This window comes from Microbacterium sp. SYP-A9085, assembly GCF_009649635.1.
In the GTDB taxonomy this organism is placed as follows: domain Bacteria; phylum Actinomycetota; class Actinomycetes; order Actinomycetales; family Microbacteriaceae; genus Microbacterium.
In genome coordinates this window covers 449,586-468,203 of record NZ_WJII01000001.1, presented here as the reverse complement: position 1 = coordinate 468,203, position 18,618 = coordinate 449,586, and the positions used below count along the sequence as shown (strand labels likewise).

The window sequence follows — 18,618 nt, the reverse complement described above, 5'->3', positions numbered from 1 at the left end:
CCGTGGGCGAATGCACAGACGCCCCACAATGCGCGCGCGATACCCTGAAACCACAGTCCGCGCGCGTGCGGACCGCGACGAAAGGGCCCGGGGGCCAGCCCCACCATGGACTTCAAGAAGATCTCCCGCAACCCGTTGATGTACGTGCTGCTCATCGGGGTCCTGCTGATCGTGGGCTTCTCGCTCATCTCCAGCCTCGGCGGGGCCAAGCAGATCACGACGCAGCAGGGGCTCGACCTGCTCAAGGGCGGCACCGTCATCAAGGTGCTGAACACCGACGGCGACCAGCGCGTGGACATGTCGCTGTCGACGCCGTACGAGGACGCCAGCGACGTGCAGTTCTACTACGTGTCCGCGCGCGCCGACCAGGTGGTCGAGGCGATCACGGCCGCCGCGCCCAAGAGCGGCTACAACGACGCGGTGCCGCAGCCGAGCTGGTTCGACGGCTTCCTCTCGCTGCTGCTGCCGATGCTGCTGCTGGGTGTGCTGTTCTGGTTCCTGCTGTCCTCCGCGCAGGGCGGCGGCAGCAAGGTCATGCAGTTCGGCAAGTCGCGCGCGAAACTCGTGACGAAGGAGATGCCGCAGGTCACGTTCGGCGACGTCGCCGGGGCGGACGAGGCGATCGAGGAGCTCGAGGAGATCAAGGACTTCCTCAAGGACCCGGCCAAGTTCCAGGCCGTGGGCGCCCGGATCCCGAAGGGCGTGCTGCTGTACGGCCCTCCCGGCACCGGCAAGACACTGCTCGCGCGCGCCGTCGCCGGCGAGGCCGGCGTCCCGTTCTACTCGATCTCCGGCTCCGACTTCGTCGAGATGTTCGTCGGCGTCGGCGCCAGCCGCGTGCGCGACCTGTTCAACCAGGCCAAGGAGAACGCGCCGGCCATCATCTTCATCGACGAGATCGACGCCGTCGGCCGGCACCGCGGCGCGGGCCTGGGCGGCGGGCACGACGAGCGCGAGCAGACGCTGAACCAGATGCTCGTCGAGATGGACGGCTTCGACCCCAAGGCGAACGTCATCGTCATCGCGGCCACGAACCGTCCCGACATCCTCGACCCGGCGCTGCTGCGCCCGGGCCGCTTCGACCGGCAGATCGGCGTGGACGCGCCGGATTTGCAGGGGCGGCTGAAGATCCTGCAGGTGCACGGCCGCGGCAAGCCGCTGGCCGACAGCGTGGACCTGGAGGTCGTGGCGCGGAAGACCCCCGGCTTCACGGGCGCCGACCTCGCCAACGTGCTGAACGAGGCCGCGCTGCTCACGGCCCGCTCGAACGCGCAGCTGATCGACAACCGGGCCCTGGACGAGGCCATCGACCGCGTGATCGCCGGCCCGCAGCGCCGCACCCGCGTGATGAAGGACAAGGAGAAGCTCATCACCGCGTACCACGAGGGCGGTCACGCCCTCACCGCGGCGGCGATGAACCACTCCGACCCGGTCACCAAGATCACCATCCTGCCGCGCGGCAAGGCCCTCGGCTACACGATGGTGATGCCGCTGGATGACAAGTACTCCATCACCCGCAACGAGCTGCAGGACCAGTTGGCGTGGGCGATGGGCGGACGCGTCGCCGAGGAGATAGTGTTCCACGACCCGACCACCGGCGCCTCCAACGACATCGAGAAGGCCACCAGCATCGCCCGCAAGATGGTCACCGAGTACGGTATGACCGTCGCGGTCGGCCCGGTCAAGCTCGGCCAGTCCTCCGGGGAGATGTTCCTCGGCCGCGACATGGGCCACGGCCGCGACTTCTCCGAGACGATGGCCGAGCGGGTCGACGAGCAGGTGCGGGCCCTCCTCGAGCAGGCGCACAACGAGGCGTACGAGGTGCTCAACGCGAACCGCGAGATCCTCGACCGGCTCGCCCTGTCGCTGCTGGAGAAGGAGACGCTCGACCACCTGGAGATCGCCGACATCTTCCAGGACGTCACGAAGCTGCCGGAGCGGCCGCAGTGGCTCTCCAGCGAGGACCGGCCGGTGTCGGCACTGCCGCCCGTCGACGTCCCGCGCCAGCCCGCCGGCATCGCCGCCTCGGTGGAGGCGGAGCCCGCGGCCAAGGCGCCGCGTCGCCGGCCCAGCGGGCAGGCCCGCCCCGCGACCGCGTAGAGTCGGCGCATGGCCGTCGACCGTGAGCGCGTGGGCGCGCTGGTGCGGGAGCTCCTCGTCGCGATCGGCGAGGACCCCGACCGGCCCGGCCTTCGCCAGACACCCCAGCGCGTCGCCGACGCCTTCGCCGAGTTCTACGCCGGCGTCGGCGAGGACGCCACCGCCCCCCTCGCGCACACCATCGCGGTGTCGTCCGGCCCTGCGCCGCACACGATGCCCTCCGGCGCGGTGATGCTGCGTGACATCCGGTTCCGCTCGATGTGCGAGCACCACCTGCTGCCGTTCGCCGGCCGCGCGCACATCGCGTACCTGCCCGGCGCGCAGGTGGTGGGCCTGGGAGCGCTGCCGAAGGTCGTCGGCATCCTCGCCGCCCGGCCCCAGGTCCAGGAGCGCCTCGGCGAGCAGATCGCCGACGCCATCGACCAGGCGCTGGACTGCCGGGGCGTGCTCGTGGTGCTGGATGCCGTGCACGAATGCGTCACGATGCGCGGCGGCACGCAGACCGTCGCCTCGACCGTGACGATCGCCGCCCGCGGGGCGCTCGCCGAGCCCGCGGCGCGCGCCGAACTGGTGGGCCTCCTGGGAAGGGAGAGTGGATGACCCTCATCATGGGCGCCGTGAACGTGACGCCGGACTCGTTCAGCGACGGCGGGCGCTACCTGCAGGCGGAGGCCGCCATCGCGCACGGCCTCGAACTCGTCGCCGACGGCGCCGACATCCTCGACATCGGCGGGGAGTCCACCCGTCCCGGCGCCGTGCGCATCGACCCGGCGCTCGAGCGGGAGCGCGTGCTGCCGGTGATCCGGGAGCTGGCCGCGGCGGGCGCCGTGGTCAGCGTGGACACCATGCACGCGGAGACCGCGCGGGCCGCCGTCGAGGCCGGTGCCCGCATCATCAACGACGTCGCCGGCGGACTGGCCGACCAGGACATGCTGCGCGTCGCGGCGGAGTGCCACGTGGATCTGGTGATCAGCCACTGGCGCGGCCACTCCGACGACATGTACGCGCACGCGCAGTACACGGACGTCGCCCGGGATGTCGTGGGCGAGCTCGTGGACAGGATGGAGGCCGCCGCGGCCGCCGGCATCCCCCCCGCCCGGATCATCCTGGACCCGGGGATCGGCTTCGCCAAGCACGGCAGCCAGAACTGGGACATGCTGCGCGGGCTGCCGGCCCTCGTCGGGGTGGGCCCGCGGGTGCTGGTCGGCACGAGCCGCAAGCGGTTCCTCGCGGAGCTGCTCGAGGCCGACGGAGCCGGCGAGGCCACCGAGCGCCGGCGCGACCTCGCCACGGCGGTGGCCAGCGTCCTGGCCGCGCAGGCGGGCGTGTGGGCCGTGCGCGTGCACGACGTCGCCGCGACCCGTGATGCGCTGCGGGTCGCCGCGGCATGGAGGGGCTGATGGACGAGCTGGACGAGATCACCCTGCACGGCCTGCGCTCCTTCGGCTACCACGGCGTCTTCCCGCACGAGCGGCGCGAGGGCCAGATCTTCGTGGTCGACCTCACACTGTGGGTGGACATCCGGCCGGCCGCGGCATCCGACGACGTCACCGACACCGTGCACTACGGCGACGTCGCCGAAGCGGTCGCGGCGATAGTCACCGGCGAGCCGGTGGACCTCATCGAGACGCTCGCCACGCGCATCGCCGACACGGTGCTGCCGTTCGCGGGGGTCCAGGGCGTCGACGTCACGGTGCACAAGCCAGACGCCCCGATCACCGTCCCGTTCGACGACGTCACGGTGACGATCCGCCGCCGCCGGGAGGGCGTATGAGCCGTCGGCTCGCCCAGGGGTTCCGCCCCGACCGGCCGGGCGTGCCCGTCGTGGTGGCGATCGGCGCGAACCTCGGGGACCGCGCCGCGACGATCGACGCCGCCGTCGAAGACCTGCGCGCCCTGCCGCTGACCGACGAGGTCCGGGTCGCCCCGCCGATCTCATCCGTCGCCGTCAAGCTGGATGGGCCGGATGCCGCCGCCCCCGCCTACCTGAACACCGTCGCGCTGCTGCGCACCCGGCTCGCGCCCTGGCGGCTCCTGGACGCGCTGCACGCCGTGGAGGCGCGGCACGGGCGCGTGCGCGCCGAGCGGTGGGGCGACCGCACGCTCGACCTCGACATCGTCGCGTACGGCGCGGTGCGCAGCGACGCCCCGGATCTGACCCTTCCGCATCCGCGAGCGGCCGAGCGCACGTTCGTCCTCGAGCCGTGGCTCGCGCTGGACGCGGACGCGCAGCTGCCCGGATCCGGCCGGGTGCAGGAGCTGCTGGCCCGGCTGCAGGCGGACGCATGAAGCGCACGCACCCCGTCTCCCTGGTGATCGCCGCCGTCCTCGGCGCCGGCGCCGGCTATCTGCTGGACCAGCTGCTCACGGCGGCCGGCCGATCGACGTTCACCCCGATGGTGTCGCTGCCGGTCCTGCTGCTGCTGCTGGGAGTCGTCATCGTGGCCCTCGCGGTCCCCATCCGTCGCGCCACGCTCGGCACCGCGGGCGGCCCGGTCAACCCGTTCCGCGCCGTGCGGATAGCGATCCTCGCGAAGGCGTCGAGCCTGCTCGGCGCGCTGTTCGGCGGCCTCGGGCTCGGCCTTATCCTGTTCCTCGCGACGCGGCCCGCCGACCCGTCGCTAGGCTCGATGGGCGCGCAGATTGCGACGGTCGTGTGCGCGGCGGCCCTGGTCGCGGCAGGCCTGATCGCCGAGCACCTGTGCACGATCCGGAAGGACGACGATGACGAACACCCCGGAGACGGACCCGACGACGGGCCCCACCTCGGCGGCTCCCACGCCGAACGCTGACAACGCCGCCCCCGTCCTCGACGAGCGCACTTTCACCGGCATCCCGCAGCCGCGCAGCGACCGGCGGCTGCCCCTGGGCGACGGCACCTGGCACCAGCTGGCGCGGTCGTACGTATGGGTTCGGCTCATTTCGGTCACCGCGCTGTTGGTCATCGTCCTCGCCGCGGCCGTCGTGCTCTCGCTCGTCTCGCAGGCGCCGTGGCCGTGGGTCCCCGGCGGCGTGGCCGCCGTGGTCCTGGCCTGGACCGCCCTGATCACGCCGCGGCAGGCGCGCTCGTTCGGATACCAGCTGCGCGCCGACGACCTCGTCTTCCGCCGCGGCATCCTGTGGCAGCGCATGGTCGCGGTGCCCTACGGCCGGATGCAGCTGGTGGACATCACGCACGGACCCCTCGACCGCGCATTCGGGATCGCGCAGCTCCGGCTGGTCACGGCCGCGGCATCCACCGGCGTCGTGATCCCGGGGCTCACCCAGGATGCCGCCGAGCGCCTGCGCGACACCCTCATCGCCGTCGCCGAGACCCGCCGGACCGGCCTATGACCACCCCCGTCCCGCCGGCCCCGGCCGCCCCGCTGCCGGCCGCGCGGTCCCCGCTCAGCGACGGCGAGTGGCACCGCATGCACCCGCTGACCCCGCTGTTCCGCGGCGGTCTGGTCCTCGTGATCGTCACCGGCATCGTGATCTCGAACCTGCGCGAGCGGATCGTCGACTTCTTCCTGCGCGAGGTCGTGCCCGCCGACGTGGATGTCGAGGGATCCGGCGATCCCATCGACTTCCTGATCTCGCACAACCTCGTGCTGTGGGCGCTGGTGGCGGTGCTCGTGGTCGCGCTCGTGCTGATCGGGATCTTCCACCTCGCATGGCGGTTCCACACGTTCCGGATCACGGGCGACGACGTCGAAGTGCGTCAGGGCGTGCTGTTCCGCAGCCACCGCCGCGCCCCCCTGGACCGCGTGCAGGGCGTCAACCTGACCCGCCCGATGCTGGCGCGGCTGTGCGGGATGGCCAAGCTCGAGGTGGTGGGGGCGGGCTCGGACTCCAACGTGAAACTCGAGTACCTCTCCACCTCCAACGCGGAGGCCGTGCGCGCCGACATCCTCCGGCTCGCGTCGGGGCGGCGGCTGGCGCAGGCGCGGGTGCAGGATGCCGCTGCCCCCGGATCCCGGGTGGCGGCCGCGACATCCGTCGTCACCGACGCCGTCACCGGACTCGTGCTCGGCGCGGAGGCGCCGGTCGCCGAGACGGCCTCGGTGGTGGCGATCCCGGTGGTCCGGCTCGTGCTGTCGCGCGTGCTGCGCGGCGGCACCGTCGTGCTGCTGGCCCTCGTGGTCGCGGCGATCTGGGCCTCGATCGCCGAAACGCCGTGGATCCTGTTCACGGTGGTGCCGATGTTCCTGGGCTTCGGCGCCGTCCTGGTGCGGTCGGTCGTGAAGGCGCTGCGCTACGCGATTGCGCCGACGCCGGACGGCGTGCGCATCACATACGGCCTCTTCACCACGGTGACCGAGATCCTGCCGCCCGGTCGCATTCACGCCGTCGAGGTGCATCAGCCGCTGATGTGGCGTCCGGCCGGCTGGTGGTCCGTGCGGGTGAACCGGATGAGCGGCAAGAGCGCGTCGTCCGGGGAGCAGGACCAGTTCGCCGAGGTGCTGCCGGTCGGCGACCGGTCGGATGTCGAGCGCGTCCTGCGACTGCTGCTGCCGGGCATGCCCGAGCAGCAATGGCCCCTCGTGTTCGAGGACGGCATCCTCGGCCCGCGTGCCGGCGATCCGTACACGAACACGCCGCACCGCGCCCGGTGGCTGCGGCCGCTGTCATGGCGCCGCAACGGGTTCCAGCTGTCCGGCCCCGCACTGTTCCTGCGCCGCGGCGCCGTCTGGCGCAGCCTCGCGATCATCCCGCTGGCGCGGCTGCAGAGCGTCGGGGTGACGCAGGGTCCGCTGGACCGGGCGCTGGGGGTCGCCGCCGTGCACGCCCACACCATCGCCGGGCGGGTATCCGGGCGGCTGCACGCAGTGGACCGGGATGCCGCGCTCGCCGTCTTCGCGCAGACCGAGGCCGCCGCCATCGTGGCCGGGACGTTCGACCGCAGCCACCGCTGGGCGGGGGAGGGAAGCGGAACGTGACGCGCGACGGACGACTCGGGGTCGGGATCATCGGCGCCGGGCGGGTGGGGCCCGTGATCGGCGCGGCCCTGGCCGGCGCCGGGCACGCGGTGGTCGGCGTCACGCACGGCTCCGACGACGACCGTGTCGAGTCCGTGCTGCCGGGGGTGCCGTTCCTGGCCACCCCTGAGATCCTCCGCCGTGCCGAGCTCGTCGTGCTGGCGGTACCGCACGACGAGCTGCCGGGGCTCGTGGCGGGGCTCGCGGAGCTGAAGGCCTGGCAGATAGGCCAGCTCGTGGTGCACACCGATCCCGGGTTCGGGCTGGACGTGCTGGCGCCCGCTCTCGCGTGCGGCGCGATCCCGCTGGCCATCCACCCGGCGATAACGTTCACCGGCACCTCGATGGACCTGAGACAGCTCACCGACGCGTTCGCCGGCGTCACCGCGCCGCCGGCTGTGCTTCCGATCGCTCAGGCGCTGGCCGTCGAGCTCGGCTGCGAACCGGTGGTGGTGGCCGACGCCGACCGCCCCGCGTACGCCGAGGCGATCGCCACCGCGACCCAGTTCTCCCGCTCGATAGTGCGGCAGGCCGCCGACCTGCTCGCATCCGCCGGCATCGAGAACCCGCGCGCGTTCCTGTCCACGATCGTGCACTCCAGCGTCGACGAGGCCCTCGCCGAGCCCGGGGACCCGGCCGACCCCGCCGACCTGGCACCCTGACCTCCGACATCCCGGATCCGCCCCAAACCGGGGTGAGTCGAGGCGCGGATCAGCCCTCGGCCGACCCGTCGGAGTTCAGTAGCAGCGGTGCCATGCGCGGCGGGGCGGTGAAGTCGAACAGCCCGTCCAGTGTTCCGGCGCGCACGTCGAAGCTGCCGCCGCCGATCCGGCCGGTGCACCAGTTGTCCTCGATGAAGCGCAGGATCGAGGTCTGCTCGGTCGGCGCGTGGTCGATGGCCCCGGGCCGCGCGTACGGGGAGATCACGAGCAGCGGCAGCCGCTGGCCGGGGCCGCAGCGGCCCACCTGGCCGTCGATCACCGGGGCCGTCGCATCGGCGCAGATGGCCGCGTCGAGGGACGACCGCGACGCGTTGAGGATCGTGGGAGGGACATGGTCGTACCAGCCGTCGGAGTCGTCGTAGGCGATGACGGCCGCTGTCGTCGCCCACAGCGGCGACGTCTGCAGCCGGTTCAGCGTCTCCACCAGGAAACGCTGTTCGTCCAGCGGATCCGAGGATCCGGCATGTCCGTCCTGGGCGGCCGGCGCCTTCAGGAACGACACCGCCGGCAGGTTCCCTCCGCGCAGCGCAACGTCGAAGTCGGTCAGGTCGTACTGGTGATGCGCGCGATCGTCGTGCCCGATCATCGCGGCCGACGTCGGAGCCAGGTGGTGCGGGTTCGCGGTCGACGGGTAGTACTGGAACGGCTCGTGGTGCGGCACGTAGTCGGTGATGCGGCCGCCACCCATGTTTCTGCGGCTCGCGTCGCACCGTGCCGGCGCGCCGGTGGCCGCGTTCCACGGGGCCGTCGGCCGGAAGCCGCCAGAGAACCAGCCCCAGGTCACGTGCGCGGCCGACAGCAGGTCCCCGATCGTGTGAGCGGATGCCGGGAACCGGCCCAGGGGAGCGGATGTGCGGCTGCAGTCGTCGAACGCCGGGTCGACGTCGGCGATCAGCGTCCCCCGGCCGGTGTCGTCGGGGGCCGCCGCGCGTGCGGGATCGCGCACGACCGCGCCGGTGTGCGGGTCGGTGAGGGTGGCCCCCCAGGTCTGACCCGAGATGAGGTCGACGGCCCCGGGGGTGGAGGGTCCGAACACCGTGTCCCACGAGTTGTCGCTCATCGCGAACCGCTGAGCGTAGTTCCACAGCGCGGTGACGGTGTTCCCGTCGTAGTAGTCCATGGCCAGCCCTGGTTCACCGAAAGCGCCCATGCACGAGTCCCGTGAGGTGTGCTCGACGAAGCGGTCCAACCGGCCGGCGTTCATCGCAGCCTGCTCGTCGGTGTACCCGTGGTCCTGGTCGCATGTCAGCGCCTGCCCAGAGGACAGGCGATGCGGGCGGGACGCGTTCGGGTTGTGCGTCAGCATCCCGGACGTGATCAGGGTGTCGGCCCGTGGGGTGTCGGATGCTGCGTGGAACGTGGTGCCGTCGGTGTTCGCCGCAACCGGATACGTGCCGAAGTAGTGATCGAACGACACGTTCTCGCCGAAGATCACGACGAGGTGCTGGATCGGCGTGGCCGGTGTCCCGTCCGCGGTGGGGGAGACGCGGATGCCGTCGAGCGGCGTCGACGACGGTGAAGCGTCGGGCGCTGGGACCGGTGTGCAGGCGGCGAGGCCGATGGTGAGCACGCCGAGGGCGGTCGCCGTCCGCATGCGGTGCCATCGCCGGCTCATGCATTGCCTCCGCTACCAGTGTCGCGCCGCCGGCTCTCTCCGGGCACCCCGCGCCGCGCCGATAGACTGGACCGCGTCTTTCCCGAGGAGCCCTGCCGCATGACCGACACCCCCGTATCCGCGCCCGCCGACGCCTCCGATGAGGATGTCATCGAGCAGAAGGCTGTGCGCATGGCCAAGCGGGAGCGGCTCATCGCCGAGCGCGCGGATGCCGCCGGCGGCGCGTATCCGGTCACCGTGCCGATCACCGACACGATCCCCTCCCTGCGGACGCGGTTCCCGGACCTCGAGCCCGGCGCCGAGACCGGCGTCATCGCCGCGGTCGCCGGCCGCGTCGTGTTCAGCCGCAACACCGGCAAGCTGTGCTTCGCGTCGCTGCAGTCCGGCGACGGCAGCCGCATCCAGGCCATGGTCTCGCTCGCTGGGGTCGGCGAGGACTCGCTGCAGCGCTGGAAGGAGCTCGTCGACCTCGGCGACCACGTGTATGTGCGGGGCGAGGTGATCTCTAGCCGGCGCGGCGAGCTGTCGATCATGGTCGCCCACTGGGCCATGGCGTCCAAGGCGCTGCTGCCGCTGCCGAATCTGTACACCGAGCTCAGCGAGGAGGGTCGCGTCCGCAGCCGCTTCCTCGATCTCATTGTCCGCGATCAGGCGCGGCACACCGTCCGCGCCCGCGCGCAGGTGAACGCGAGCCTGCGTCGCACGTTCGCCGAGCATGAGTTCATCGAGGTCGAGACCCCGATGCTGCAGATCCAGCACGGCGGCGCCTCCGCCCGCCCGTTCGTCACGCATTCGAACGCTTTCGACGCCGAGCTGTACCTGCGCATCGCCCCCGAGCTGTACCTGAAGCGCGCGGCGGTCGGCGGCATCGACCGGGTCTACGAGATAAACCGCAACTTCCGCAACGAGGGCGCCGACTCCACGCACAGCCCCGAGTTCGCGATGCTGGAGGCCTACCAGGCCTACAGCGACTACAACGGGATCGCCGACCTCACCCAGGAGCTCATCCAGAACGCGGCGATCGCGGTCGCCGGCTCCACGACCGTGACCTGGGCCGACGGCACCGTGTACGACCTCGGTGGACAGTGGGACCGCATCTCGATGTACGCGTCGCTGTCCGCGGCATCCGGCGTCACGATCACCCCGCAGACATCCGTCGACGACCTGCGCGCGCTGGCCGCCCGGGAAGGCGTCGCCGAGCCGCCGCACCCCACCCACGGCAAGTGGGTGGAGGAGCTGTGGGAGCACTTCGTGAAGGGGTCGCTGACCCGGCCCACGTTCGTGATGGACTTTCCCGTCGATACCAGCCCGCTGGTGCGCGAGCACCGCTCGACCCCCGGCGTCGTCGAGAAGTGGGACCTCTACGTGCGCGGGTTCGAGCTGGCCACCGGGTACTCCGAGCTCATCGACCCCGTGATCCAGCGGGAGCGGTTCGTCGCGCAGGCGACGCTGGCCGCCGCCGGCGACCTCGAGGCGATGCGCATCGACGAGGACTTCCTGCGGGCGATGGAGCACGGGATGCCGCCGATGGGCGGCATGGGCATGGGCATCGATCGCCTGCTGATGGCGATCACGGGGCTCGGGATCCGCGAGACGATCCTGTTCCCGCTGGTCAAGTAGCCCACAGCCGACGCCGATTGGCCGCCGGTACCATGGGGGCATGGACAACTTCTGGGTCGCCGCGTTCTGGTCGATCATCCCGACCATCGTGGTGCTGGGGCTGTTCCTGTTCATCCTTCGCGCGGTCGTCCACATGGACCGCAACGAGCGCCGCGTCTACGCGAAGATCGAGGCCGAGGAGCGCGCCCGGCGCGGTCTGCCGCCGGCGCTCACGCCCGACGCGACCGGCTCCGGTCAGGCGTCCTCCGCCGCCGGCCGCTGAGGCCCGACCCGCCCGCTCGCTCGGGTTCGCCGGGCTGCGGACGCCCCCACTACGCTGGAGCGAGGTTTCGGGGGAAGGGGACCGCCGGATGTCGCTCATCCTGACGTGGTGGCCGATCGCCATCCTGGTCGTCGACATCGCGATCCGGATCGCGGCGATCATCGTCGTGCCCCGCAACCGGCGCCCCACCGCGGCCATGGCGTGGCTGCTGGCGATCTACTTCATCCCCTTCATCGGCGTGTTCCTCTTCCTGCTGATCGGCACGCCGCGTCTGCCGCGCAAGCGCCGCCGCAAGCAGGACGCCATCAACGACTACATCCACGAGACCAGCTCGCACCTGGACTTCGGGTCGCTGCGCCCGCACGCCCCGGACTGGTTCACCACGATGGTGAGGATGAACCGCAAGCTCGGCTCGATGCCGCTGGCCGGCGACAACGAGGCGCACCTCATCTCGGAGTATGCCGAGAGCCTTGCCGCTATGGCGGCCGCGATCCGCGGCGCGAAGAAGTACGTGCACGTCGAGTTCTACATCCTTCTGACGGATGCCACGACCGAGGACTTCTTCCAGGCGCTGGAAGAGGTCGCCCGGCGCGGCGTGGTGGTGCGCGTGCTGCTGGACCACTGGGCCAACCGCGGCAAGCCGTACTACCGGCGCACGCTGAAGCGGCTCACGGCGATGGGGGCGCGCTGGCGGCTGATGCTGCCGGTGCAGCCGCTGCGCGGGAAGTATCAGCGGCCCGACCTGCGCAACCACCGCAAGCTGCTGGTCGTGGACGGCGAGACGGCGTTCATGGGATCGCAGAACGTCATCGACTCGACGTACAACCTGCGCAGGAACATCCGCCGCGGCCTGCACTGGGTCGACCTCATGGTGCGCGTCCAGGGCCCGGTCGTGGCCTCCATCGGCGCCGTGTTCCTGTCCGACTGGTACAGCGAGACCGGCGAGACGCTCGAGGACGAGATCAAGCTGTTCGAGATCCCGCCGCCGTCCCGGGGCGACCTGGACTGTCAGATAGTGCCCAGCGGCCCCGGGTTCCGGTTCGACAACAACCTGAGGCTGTTCCTCGCCCTGCTCTATTACGCGCAGCGCAGGATCATCATCGTCAGCCCGTACTTCGTGCCCGACGAGGCGCTGCTGCTCGCGGTGACCACCGCGTGTCACCGCGGCCTGCAGGTCGAGCTCTTCGTGTCCGAAGAGGGCGACCAGGCCGTGGTCTACCACGCGCAGCGCAGCTACTATGAGGCGCTGCTGCGGGCCGGGGTGAAGATCTGGATGTACCGGAAGCCGTTCATCCTCCACTCCAAGTCGATGACGATCGACGACGAGGTCGCCATCATCGGATCCAGCAACATGGACATGCGCTCGTTCGGTCTGAACCTGGAGATATCGATGCTCGTGCGCGGCGAGGAGTTCGTCGCCGAGATGCGCCTGATCGAGGAGAAGTACCGGCGGCTCAGCCGCGAGCTGACGCTCGAGGAATGGCGTCAGCAGCCGCTGCGCTCCACCGTGCTCGACAACCTCGCCCGGCTCACGTCGGCTCTGCAGTAGCCGCCCGCCTGCGGGCCATCCCGGTCGTCACGATCGGTCCCATGCCGCCCTCCGCCGGCGGCGTCGTGGACACCGGCGCGCGGGTCGCGTCGCCGAACGCGGAGGTGAGGATGTCGCGCACGGCGTCGAACGTCCGCGCCCACACCAGCAGGTCGGCCAGGCGCATCGGTTCGTCGCCGTGCTGCAGCCGCGAGACGCGGTCGAGCGTCATCTCCGGCGAGGTCACCGCGAGCGTGGGCAGCAGGGTCGCGAGATTCGTGCGCCGCATGAGCACTTCCTCGCGGATGGCGTTGGCGACCCAGTGCTGCAGGTTGGCGGCGATGAAGCGGGCATCGGCCGGGTCGATGCCGGCGGCGGCCCGCATCGGCTTGCCCCAGCGGCCGAACATGTCGGGGCGGTCCACCAGGTCGCGGGGAGCCATGTCGTCGGCGGCCGCCGCCGCGTCGCCTCGCGTCGGGTTGAAGACGAAGCCGGTCACACGTCGATGCTACGGCGGAATGGGAGGATGGAGGCGTGAGCCCGAACGACCACGTCCCGCTGGATGAGCTCGCCGACCAGGCCGGCCGCGTGCGCGTGGCCGTGATCGGCGGGGGCATCGCGGGCCTGGTGGCAGCCCTGGAGTGCACGAAGGTCGGGCTCCAAGTCACGGTCTTCGAGACATCCGGGCGTCTCGGCGGCACGGTGTCCACCGTGGAGCTGGACGGCATCCGCGTCGACACCGGCGCCGACTGCTTCGCGAGCCGCGGCAGGCTGGCCCGGCTCGTCGACGAGCTCGGGCTCGCCGGCGCCCTGATCGCCCCGGCCACCGAGACCCGGTGGGTCGTCGGCACCGGCGGTGGGGAGGATGCCGCGCCGCTGCCGGAGGACACTCTCCTCGGCATTCCCGAGAACATGTTCGGCCACGAGGCCCAGGCGATCCTCGGCACCGGTGGCACGTGGCGCGCCTACCTCGACCGGCTGCGGCCGCCGCTGACGATCGGACACGAGCGGCGGCTGTCCGTGCTCGTGCGCACCCGGATGGGGCAGAAGGTCCTGGACCGGCTGGTCGCCCCGCTCGCCGTCGGCGTGTACGGCGCCGAGCCCGACGACATCGACGTCGACGCGGCCGCGCCGGGGCTGAACGCCGCGCTCACCCGCACCGGATCGCTGTCCGGGGCGGTCGCGACACTGCGCGCACAGCGCGGGGGATCCGCGATCCGGTCGGTGGAGGGCGGGATGTCGCGCCTGGTGGACGCACTCGAGGCGCAGCTGCGCGCCGCGGGCGCCGAGATCCGCGTCGCGACATCCGTGTCCGCCCTCGAGCCGCCAGGCGACCGGTGGACAGTGCGCGCCGTGGACGAGGACCTCGAGGCGGACGCCGTGATCGTCGCCACGCCCGAGGCATCCGCCCGCGCCCTGCTGAACCCCGTCGTGCCGACGCTCGACACCGCGCCGTCCGGCGGCATCCCGATCGAGACCGTGACACTCGTCGTGGACGCGCCGGGCCTGGACGCGCATCCGCGCGGGGCCGAGGCGCTCGCGCTGCCGGGATCCCGCGCCGCCGCCGCGGCGCTGCATCTGACGGCGAAGTGGGGCATCGGCGACGGCCGGCACGTGGTCCGGATAGCGTTCGGCGGGCCCGATACCGCGCCCGCCACCGCGGACCTCGACGACGCCGCGGCGACCGAGATGGCCGCGACCGAGGCGGCCTCCCTGTTCGGCGTCGCCATCGAGCGGGTCCGTGCCGCGCATCGGGCGCGGTTCACGCTTGCGCCGTCCCACGCGGTGACCGGACGCCGCCGGCTGGCCACGCAGGGGCGCAACGCCATCGAAGCCGTTCCACGCCTGGCCGCGACCGGGGCCTGGCTGTCGGGAAGCGGGCTCGCTCAGGTCGCGGACGACGCGGCGGCGACCGCCGACCGCCTGCGTCGGCGGGCGCTCTTTAGCGACTGATCGGCCGCATCGCAAGTGGATGCCGGAAATGGCATACAGGGTTACCCTGGGGAAGACCGACTAGGTGAGGAGATCCGATGAGGGGAAAAATCGGACTGGCGATCGGGCTCGCCGCCGGCTACGTCCTGGGCACGCGCGCAGGACGGGAGCGTTACGAGCAGATCAAGGAGCAGGCCGAGAGGATCTGGAACCAGCCGGCGGTGCAGAAGCAGGTCGACAAGGTCAAGGACGCCGGCCGGATGGCCGCGATGGCCCTGCCCACCGCGCTCTGGGACGGTGCCGTGAAGATCACCCGCGCGGCAAGCTCCCGCGGCCAGGATTCCCGCGCCCAGGACCCGGTCCGCGACCGCGACGGGAGCTGAGATGGCCGCACCACGCGGGTCCCAGGGCCGTGCATGGGCGTTCCGCGATCGTGCCGACGACGGCTTCCTGACGCTCGTCGGCGAACTGCCCGAGCTCATCCGCAACCTCATCGTGGCGGAGATCGGCGCCGCGAAGGCATGGGTGGGAAAGACGGCGAAGGATGCCGGGATCGGCGCGGGCTGGATGGCCGTCGGGCTGATCTTCCTGTTCTGGTCGGTGCCGGCCCTGCTCACGTTCATCATCGCCGGACTGTCGTCCTGGTGGCCGGTCTGGCTGTCGGCGCTGGTCGTGTTCGGAATCGTGCTCGTGATCGCCGCCTTCTTCGCGCTGCTGGGCATCCTGCGCTTCCGCAGGCTCACGCGGCGCGAGAACCCCGCGGCGGCCGCCGCCCGGGACGTGAAGATCGTGAAGGATGTCGCCGATGAGTTCTGACACCGATGTCCCCGTCCCGCGCACCGCGGTGCCGGTGGGGATCGACGACCCCGTCGAAAAGGCGCGCGCCGAACTGAAGGCTGCCCTGGCCGCCATCGAGGTGAAGGCGAACATCCCCAAGCGTATGGCCGGCGCCACCGAGCGGGGCATCGCCCGCGCGCAGTCGTTCGCGCGGCGCAACCCCGGGATGGCGGTGCTGGCCGTGGTCGGTGCGGCGGCGGCCATCGGCGGCGCCGTGTGGGGTGTGGTGCGGCTCTACACCCGCTGAGGCCGCCCGCAAACCGGGCGCGGACGCAGCATCCAGCCGCGCGGGGTATGCTCAGAGGTCAGGCAGTGGCAATGGTGCGAGTGCTGCCGACGGCGCGAACCCGAAACGCGCGTTGCGCGCGCCGGGTGGAAGACGCCTGTCGGCTGCTCGAACGTGGGGCGGCCGACGTGGACACCGACACCGAACCCCGAACACCACATGATGACAATCGCCACATCGCATCCCGATGACGCCAGCGCCAAGCCCTTGGCAGGGTGGCGCGTGCTCGTTCCCCGGGGCGGTCCATGGGGCGACTCGGTGGCGGCGACGCTGCGGACACAGGGCGCCGTCCCGGTCGTGGCCCCTCTCATCAACTTCGCGCCCACCGAGGACCTGACCGCCCTCGAGAAGGCGCTCGCCGACCTCGCCGCCGGCACGTTCGACTGGTTGACGCTCACGAGCGCGACCACGGTGGACGTGCTGTTCGCGTACCGCGCCATCATCCCTGCGACCACGAGGGTGGCGGCCGTCGGCGAGACCACCGCCGCGGCGCTGCAGGCCGTCGGCTACCGGGTCGACCTGGTGCCCGAGAAGGACAACTCCGCCGCCGGCATGGCCGACGAGATGGTCGCCCTCGAGGGCGAGCCGCGGCGCATCCTCACGCTGCGCAGCGAGATCGCCAAGCCCGTCCTCACCAAGCGGCTCATCGCGGCCGGTCACGACGTGCGCTCGGTCGTCGCGTACCGCACCGTCGGCGTGCCGGTCACCGAGCGGATCGCCCGCGACGTCGCGAACGGCCGGATCAACGCGATCCTCGTCACCAGCGGATCCGTCGCCCAACAGGTGCGCGAGCAGTTCAGCGACATCCCCGAGACCACCGTGATCGCCGCCATCGGCCCGCGCACCGCGAAGGACGCCCGCAAGGTCGGCCTGAATGTGGACGTCGTCGCGCCCAAGCAGACCGTCGACGCCCTCATCGACGCGGTGTCCGGGTTCCCGCTGCCGCACGCGGCCGACGAATTCCACTTCTGAGCCCTCGCGCCCGGGCGTGACCCTCGGCCGCGCCGAGGAGAATGGCCGAGCAGAGGATGCCGCGGCCCGATTCCGCCCTCGCTCCGGCCGATCCCCTCGGCCGAGCCGAGGACCGTGATGCGAACGGATAATCTCGAACCATGACATCCGTCGTCGTGCTGGCCGGAGGCGTCGGCGGCGCGAAGTTCACGCTCGGCGTCCGCGCGGCGCTGTCCCGGCGGGGTGCGCCAGAGGCGACCGTCGTCGTCAACACCGGCGACGACCTGTGGCTGGCCGGGGTGCGGCTGCAGCCGGACGTCGACTCGATCCTGTACGCCCTGGCCGGTCAGAACGACACCGTCCGCGGCTGGGGACGCGCGGGTGACACCGAGCGCGTGAACGCGGAGCTGCAGGCGTGGGGTGCGGGATGGCCGTGGTTCACGCTCGGCGACCTCGACCTCGGCACGCACCTGGCCCGCACCGGGTGGCTGCGCGACGGACTGACCGTGACGCAGGTGGTGCAGCGGCTCTCGCAGCGCTGGCCGCTCGGGGTCCGGCTGCTGCCGATGACCGATGCCGAGGTCGACACCCGGGTCGTGCTGGCACAGGGGCGGATGCACTTCCAGGAGTGGTGGACCCGCCACCGCGCCGCGCTGCCGCCGCTCGCGTTCGAAAACCCGGGGATCGAGGCGGCGACGCCGGCCCCGGGGGTGCTCGAGGCCATCGCCGGCGCCGACGTCGTGCTGCTGGCCCCGTCCAATCCGGTCGTGTCGATCGGGCCGATCCTCGCCGTGCCCGGCATCCGCGCGGCGCTGCGGGAGACCCCTGCGCGCGTGGTCGGGGTGGCCGGGATCATCGGCGGCCACGTGGTGCGCGGGATGGCCGACGTGTGCCTGGCCGCGATCGGGGTCGACACCCGCGCGGACGCCGTCGCCGCGCACTACGGCGCGCGCACCGCCGGCGGGCTGCTGGACGCCTGGGTCCTGGCGGAGGAGGACGCCGCCCTCGCCCCCGCGGTCGAGGCCCGCGGCATCCGCGCGGTGGTCGCGCCGCTGTGGATGACGGACGTCAACGCCTCGGCCGCTATCGTCGAGACGGCCCTGAGCGCCTAGGCTCGGCGCCCCGCGCCGCACCACAGGGCGGCGGTACGCGGGCCGAGACCCAGGCGGGCGGCGGCGGCGAGCTGGGCGGACGTGTCCACGTCGCGGCGCAGCGCCTCCGGCGCCTCCAACACGGTGCAGCCGAGCGCGATGTGCCGCGCCAGCGACCCGTCGCCGAACGCGGCGGCCCACGACACTCCCGCGCGGGCGGTCACGAGCGTCGATCCGGTGCCCTCGGCATCCGGCACCACCGCCCGGTCGACGGATGCCGCCTCCCGCAGCGCGGCGGCGAGGTCGGCGCCGCGCAGCGCGGGCAGGTCCCCCAGGAGAGCGGCGCGGTGCCCGTCGGGAACGGCGGCGATCCCGGCGGCGATGGCCGCGTTCAGCCCGTGCGGGCCGTCCTCGGGGACCACCGTCGCGCCGAGCTCCTGCGCCGCCCCGGCGACGGTCGCGTCAGCGGTCACCACCACGACAGGGCACACCGCGCACGCCGCCGCGATCGTGTCCAGCGCTATCGCCGCCGCAAGCCGTTCCCGGTCCACGCCGCCAAGGCGCGACTTGCCATGGGCCGTGTGCTTGACCGGGACGACGACGGTCCACTCCGTGCAGAACTCATCCAATCCGGCGATGATCGTCCTCCGCGGAGCTGAAATGGGGGTCCGGTACCCGGATGAGGTGAGTTCTGGCCACGCTGCGGCCCGCGTCGC

21 protein-coding genes are annotated in these 18,618 nt (G+C 72.1%); 18 read left to right on the top strand and 3 right to left on the bottom strand.

Annotated elements, in window-relative coordinates:
• The first annotated feature begins 105 nt into the window (after nt 1-105).
• Genes ftsH through GH740_RS02230 form a run of 9 tightly spaced genes read left to right on the top strand, consistent with a single transcriptional unit; the run spans nt 106 to nt 7,720 of the window.
• Nucleotides 106-2,100 (top strand): ATP-dependent zinc metalloprotease FtsH, encoded by a 1,995-nt coding sequence (gene ftsH / locus GH740_RS02270; protein ID WP_153744449.1) that lies wholly within the window; start codon nt 106-108, stop codon nt 2,098-2,100.
• 9 nt (nt 2,101-2,109) lie between these two features.
• Complete coding sequence (gene folE / locus GH740_RS02265; RefSeq protein ID WP_153744448.1) at nt 2,110-2,700, top strand: GTP cyclohydrolase I; 591 nt, start codon at nt 2,110-2,112, stop codon at nt 2,698-2,700.
• On the top strand, nt 2,697-3,500 hold the full coding sequence (gene folP, locus GH740_RS02260) for a dihydropteroate synthase (RefSeq protein WP_153744447.1): 804 nt from the start codon (nt 2,697-2,699) through the stop codon (nt 3,498-3,500). The genes folE and folP overlap by 4 nt, the downstream gene beginning before the upstream one ends.
• Nucleotides 3,500-3,874, top strand: coding sequence for a dihydroneopterin aldolase (folB, locus tag GH740_RS02255; RefSeq protein ID WP_216644887.1), 375 nt, complete (start codon nt 3,500-3,502; stop codon nt 3,872-3,874). The genes folP and folB overlap by 1 nt, the downstream gene beginning before the upstream one ends.
• Entirely contained in the window at nt 3,871-4,389 is a 519-nt protein-coding gene (folK, locus tag GH740_RS02250; RefSeq protein WP_153744446.1) for a 2-amino-4-hydroxy-6-hydroxymethyldihydropteridine diphosphokinase, read from the top strand. Before folB ends, folK begins: the two co-directional genes overlap by 4 nt.
• On the top strand, nt 4,386-4,892 hold the full coding sequence (locus GH740_RS02245) for a DUF3180 family protein (RefSeq protein ID WP_153744445.1): 507 nt from the start codon (nt 4,386-4,388) through the stop codon (nt 4,890-4,892). Before folK ends, GH740_RS02245 begins: the two co-directional genes overlap by 4 nt.
• Nucleotides 4,825-5,433, top strand: coding sequence for a PH domain-containing protein (locus GH740_RS02240; protein WP_153744444.1), 609 nt, complete (start codon nt 4,825-4,827; stop codon nt 5,431-5,433). The genes GH740_RS02245 and GH740_RS02240 overlap by 68 nt, the downstream gene beginning before the upstream one ends.
• Nucleotides 5,430-7,019, top strand: a complete 1,590-nt coding sequence (locus tag GH740_RS14000; protein WP_153744443.1) for a PH domain-containing protein — start codon at nt 5,430-5,432, stop codon at nt 7,017-7,019. The genes GH740_RS02240 and GH740_RS14000 overlap by 4 nt, the downstream gene beginning before the upstream one ends.
• The gene (locus tag GH740_RS02230; protein ID WP_367640351.1) at nt 7,016-7,720 is read left to right on the top strand and encodes a DUF2520 domain-containing protein; all 705 of its coding nucleotides are present in this window, start codon (nt 7,016-7,018) and stop codon (nt 7,718-7,720) included. The genes GH740_RS14000 and GH740_RS02230 overlap by 4 nt, the downstream gene beginning before the upstream one ends.
• Nucleotides 7,721-7,769: 49 nt before the next feature.
• On the opposite strand, the gene GH740_RS02225 is transcribed toward GH740_RS02230, so the two are convergent.
• On the bottom strand, nt 7,770-9,395 hold the full coding sequence (locus GH740_RS02225) for a phospholipase C (protein WP_253941158.1): 1,626 nt from the start codon (nt 9,393-9,395) through the stop codon (nt 7,770-7,772).
• A 99-nt stretch (nt 9,396-9,494) separates the two neighbouring features.
• Here GH740_RS02225 and lysS point away from each other — a divergent pair, with 99 nt between their 5' ends.
• The 3 genes from lysS (at nt 9,495) to cls (ending at nt 12,826) form a co-directional block, all read left to right on the top strand.
• A complete protein-coding gene (gene lysS, locus GH740_RS02220) occupies nt 9,495-11,015 on the top strand; it encodes a lysine--tRNA ligase (protein ID WP_153744441.1) in 1,521 nt (506 codons plus the stop codon).
• A gap of 40 nt (nt 11,016-11,055) precedes the next feature.
• Nucleotides 11,056-11,277 (top strand): hypothetical protein, encoded by a 222-nt coding sequence (locus tag GH740_RS02215; protein ID WP_153744440.1) that lies wholly within the window; start codon nt 11,056-11,058, stop codon nt 11,275-11,277.
• An 88-nt stretch (nt 11,278-11,365) separates the two neighbouring features.
• Nucleotides 11,366-12,826: a cardiolipin synthase gene (cls, locus tag GH740_RS02210; RefSeq protein WP_153744439.1), complete on the top strand. Its 1,461-nt coding sequence runs from the start codon at nt 11,366-11,368 to the stop codon at nt 12,824-12,826.
• On the opposite strand, the gene GH740_RS02205 is transcribed toward cls, so the two are convergent.
• The gene (locus tag GH740_RS02205; protein ID WP_153744438.1) at nt 12,807-13,304 is read right to left on the bottom strand and encodes a hypothetical protein; all 498 of its coding nucleotides are present in this window, start codon (nt 13,302-13,304) and stop codon (nt 12,807-12,809) included. The two genes, cls and GH740_RS02205, sit on opposite strands and share 20 nt — an antisense overlap.
• A 35-nt stretch (nt 13,305-13,339) precedes the next feature.
• On the opposite strand from GH740_RS02205, the gene GH740_RS02200 reads away from it, so the two are divergent.
• The 6 genes from GH740_RS02200 to cofD all read left to right on the top strand — a co-directional run bounded on the left by GH740_RS02200 (nt 13,340) and on the right by cofD (nt 17,923).
• Nucleotides 13,340-14,758: an NAD(P)/FAD-dependent oxidoreductase gene (locus GH740_RS02200; protein ID WP_367640347.1), complete on the top strand. Its 1,419-nt coding sequence runs from the start codon at nt 13,340-13,342 to the stop codon at nt 14,756-14,758.
• A gap of 77 nt (nt 14,759-14,835) precedes the next feature.
• Nucleotides 14,836-15,120, top strand: coding sequence for a YtxH domain-containing protein (locus GH740_RS02195; protein ID WP_216644886.1), 285 nt, complete (start codon nt 14,836-14,838; stop codon nt 15,118-15,120).
• Nucleotide 15,121: 1 nt separating this feature from the next.
• Nucleotides 15,122-15,553 (top strand): phage holin family protein, encoded by a 432-nt coding sequence (locus tag GH740_RS02190; protein ID WP_153744437.1) that lies wholly within the window; start codon nt 15,122-15,124, stop codon nt 15,551-15,553.
• Entirely contained in the window at nt 15,543-15,821 is a 279-nt protein-coding gene (locus tag GH740_RS02185) for a hypothetical protein (protein WP_153744436.1), read from the top strand. The genes GH740_RS02190 and GH740_RS02185 overlap by 11 nt, the downstream gene beginning before the upstream one ends.
• Before the next feature lie 201 nt (nt 15,822-16,022).
• Nucleotides 16,023-16,832 (top strand): uroporphyrinogen-III synthase, encoded by an 810-nt coding sequence (locus GH740_RS02180; protein WP_153744435.1) that lies wholly within the window; start codon nt 16,023-16,025, stop codon nt 16,830-16,832.
• A gap of 140 nt (nt 16,833-16,972) precedes the next feature.
• A complete protein-coding gene (cofD, locus tag GH740_RS02175) occupies nt 16,973-17,923 on the top strand; it encodes a 2-phospho-L-lactate transferase (protein ID WP_153744434.1) in 951 nt (316 codons plus the stop codon).
• On the opposite strand, the gene cofC is transcribed toward cofD, so the two are convergent.
• Nucleotides 17,920-18,531, bottom strand: a complete 612-nt coding sequence (cofC, locus tag GH740_RS02170; RefSeq protein ID WP_153744433.1) for a 2-phospho-L-lactate guanylyltransferase — start codon at nt 18,529-18,531, stop codon at nt 17,920-17,922. The two genes, cofD and cofC, sit on opposite strands and share 4 nt — an antisense overlap.
• Between the last annotated feature and the right edge of the window lie 87 nt (nt 18,532-18,618).

Excerpts from the sequence above, each read along its gene's own strand:
- ftsH (WP_153744449.1), top strand. The coding sequence starts at position 106 with ATGGACTTCAAGAAGATCTCCCGCAACCCGTTGATGTACGTGCTGCTC.
- folE (WP_153744448.1), top strand. The coding sequence starts at position 2,110 with ATGGCCGTCGACCGTGAGCGCGTGGGCGCGCTGGTGCGGGAGCTCCTC.
- folP (WP_153744447.1), top strand. The coding sequence starts at position 2,697 with ATGACCCTCATCATGGGCGCCGTGAACGTGACGCCGGACTCGTTCAGC.
- folB (WP_216644887.1), top strand. The coding sequence starts at position 3,500 with ATGGACGAGCTGGACGAGATCACCCTGCACGGCCTGCGCTCCTTCGGC.
- folK (WP_153744446.1), top strand. The coding sequence starts at position 3,871 with ATGAGCCGTCGGCTCGCCCAGGGGTTCCGCCCCGACCGGCCGGGCGTG.
- GH740_RS02245 (WP_153744445.1), top strand. The coding sequence starts at position 4,386 with ATGAAGCGCACGCACCCCGTCTCCCTGGTGATCGCCGCCGTCCTCGGC.
- GH740_RS02240 (WP_153744444.1), top strand. The coding sequence starts at position 4,825 with ATGACGAACACCCCGGAGACGGACCCGACGACGGGCCCCACCTCGGCG.
- GH740_RS14000 (WP_153744443.1), top strand. The coding sequence starts at position 5,430 with ATGACCACCCCCGTCCCGCCGGCCCCGGCCGCCCCGCTGCCGGCCGCG.
- GH740_RS02225 (WP_253941158.1), bottom strand. The coding sequence starts at position 9,395 with ATGAGCCGGCGATGGCACCGCATGCGGACGGCGACCGCCCTCGGCGTG.
- lysS (WP_153744441.1), top strand. The coding sequence starts at position 9,495 with ATGACCGACACCCCCGTATCCGCGCCCGCCGACGCCTCCGATGAGGAT.
- GH740_RS02215 (WP_153744440.1), top strand. The coding sequence starts at position 11,056 with ATGGACAACTTCTGGGTCGCCGCGTTCTGGTCGATCATCCCGACCATC.
- cls (WP_153744439.1), top strand. The coding sequence starts at position 11,366 with ATGTCGCTCATCCTGACGTGGTGGCCGATCGCCATCCTGGTCGTCGAC.
- GH740_RS02195 (WP_216644886.1), top strand. The coding sequence starts at position 14,836 with ATGAGGGGAAAAATCGGACTGGCGATCGGGCTCGCCGCCGGCTACGTC.
- GH740_RS02190 (WP_153744437.1), top strand. The coding sequence starts at position 15,122 with ATGGCCGCACCACGCGGGTCCCAGGGCCGTGCATGGGCGTTCCGCGAT.
- GH740_RS02185 (WP_153744436.1), top strand. The coding sequence starts at position 15,543 with ATGAGTTCTGACACCGATGTCCCCGTCCCGCGCACCGCGGTGCCGGTG.
- GH740_RS02180 (WP_153744435.1), top strand. The coding sequence starts at position 16,023 with ATGACAATCGCCACATCGCATCCCGATGACGCCAGCGCCAAGCCCTTG.
- cofD (WP_153744434.1), top strand. The coding sequence starts at position 16,973 with ATGACATCCGTCGTCGTGCTGGCCGGAGGCGTCGGCGGCGCGAAGTTC.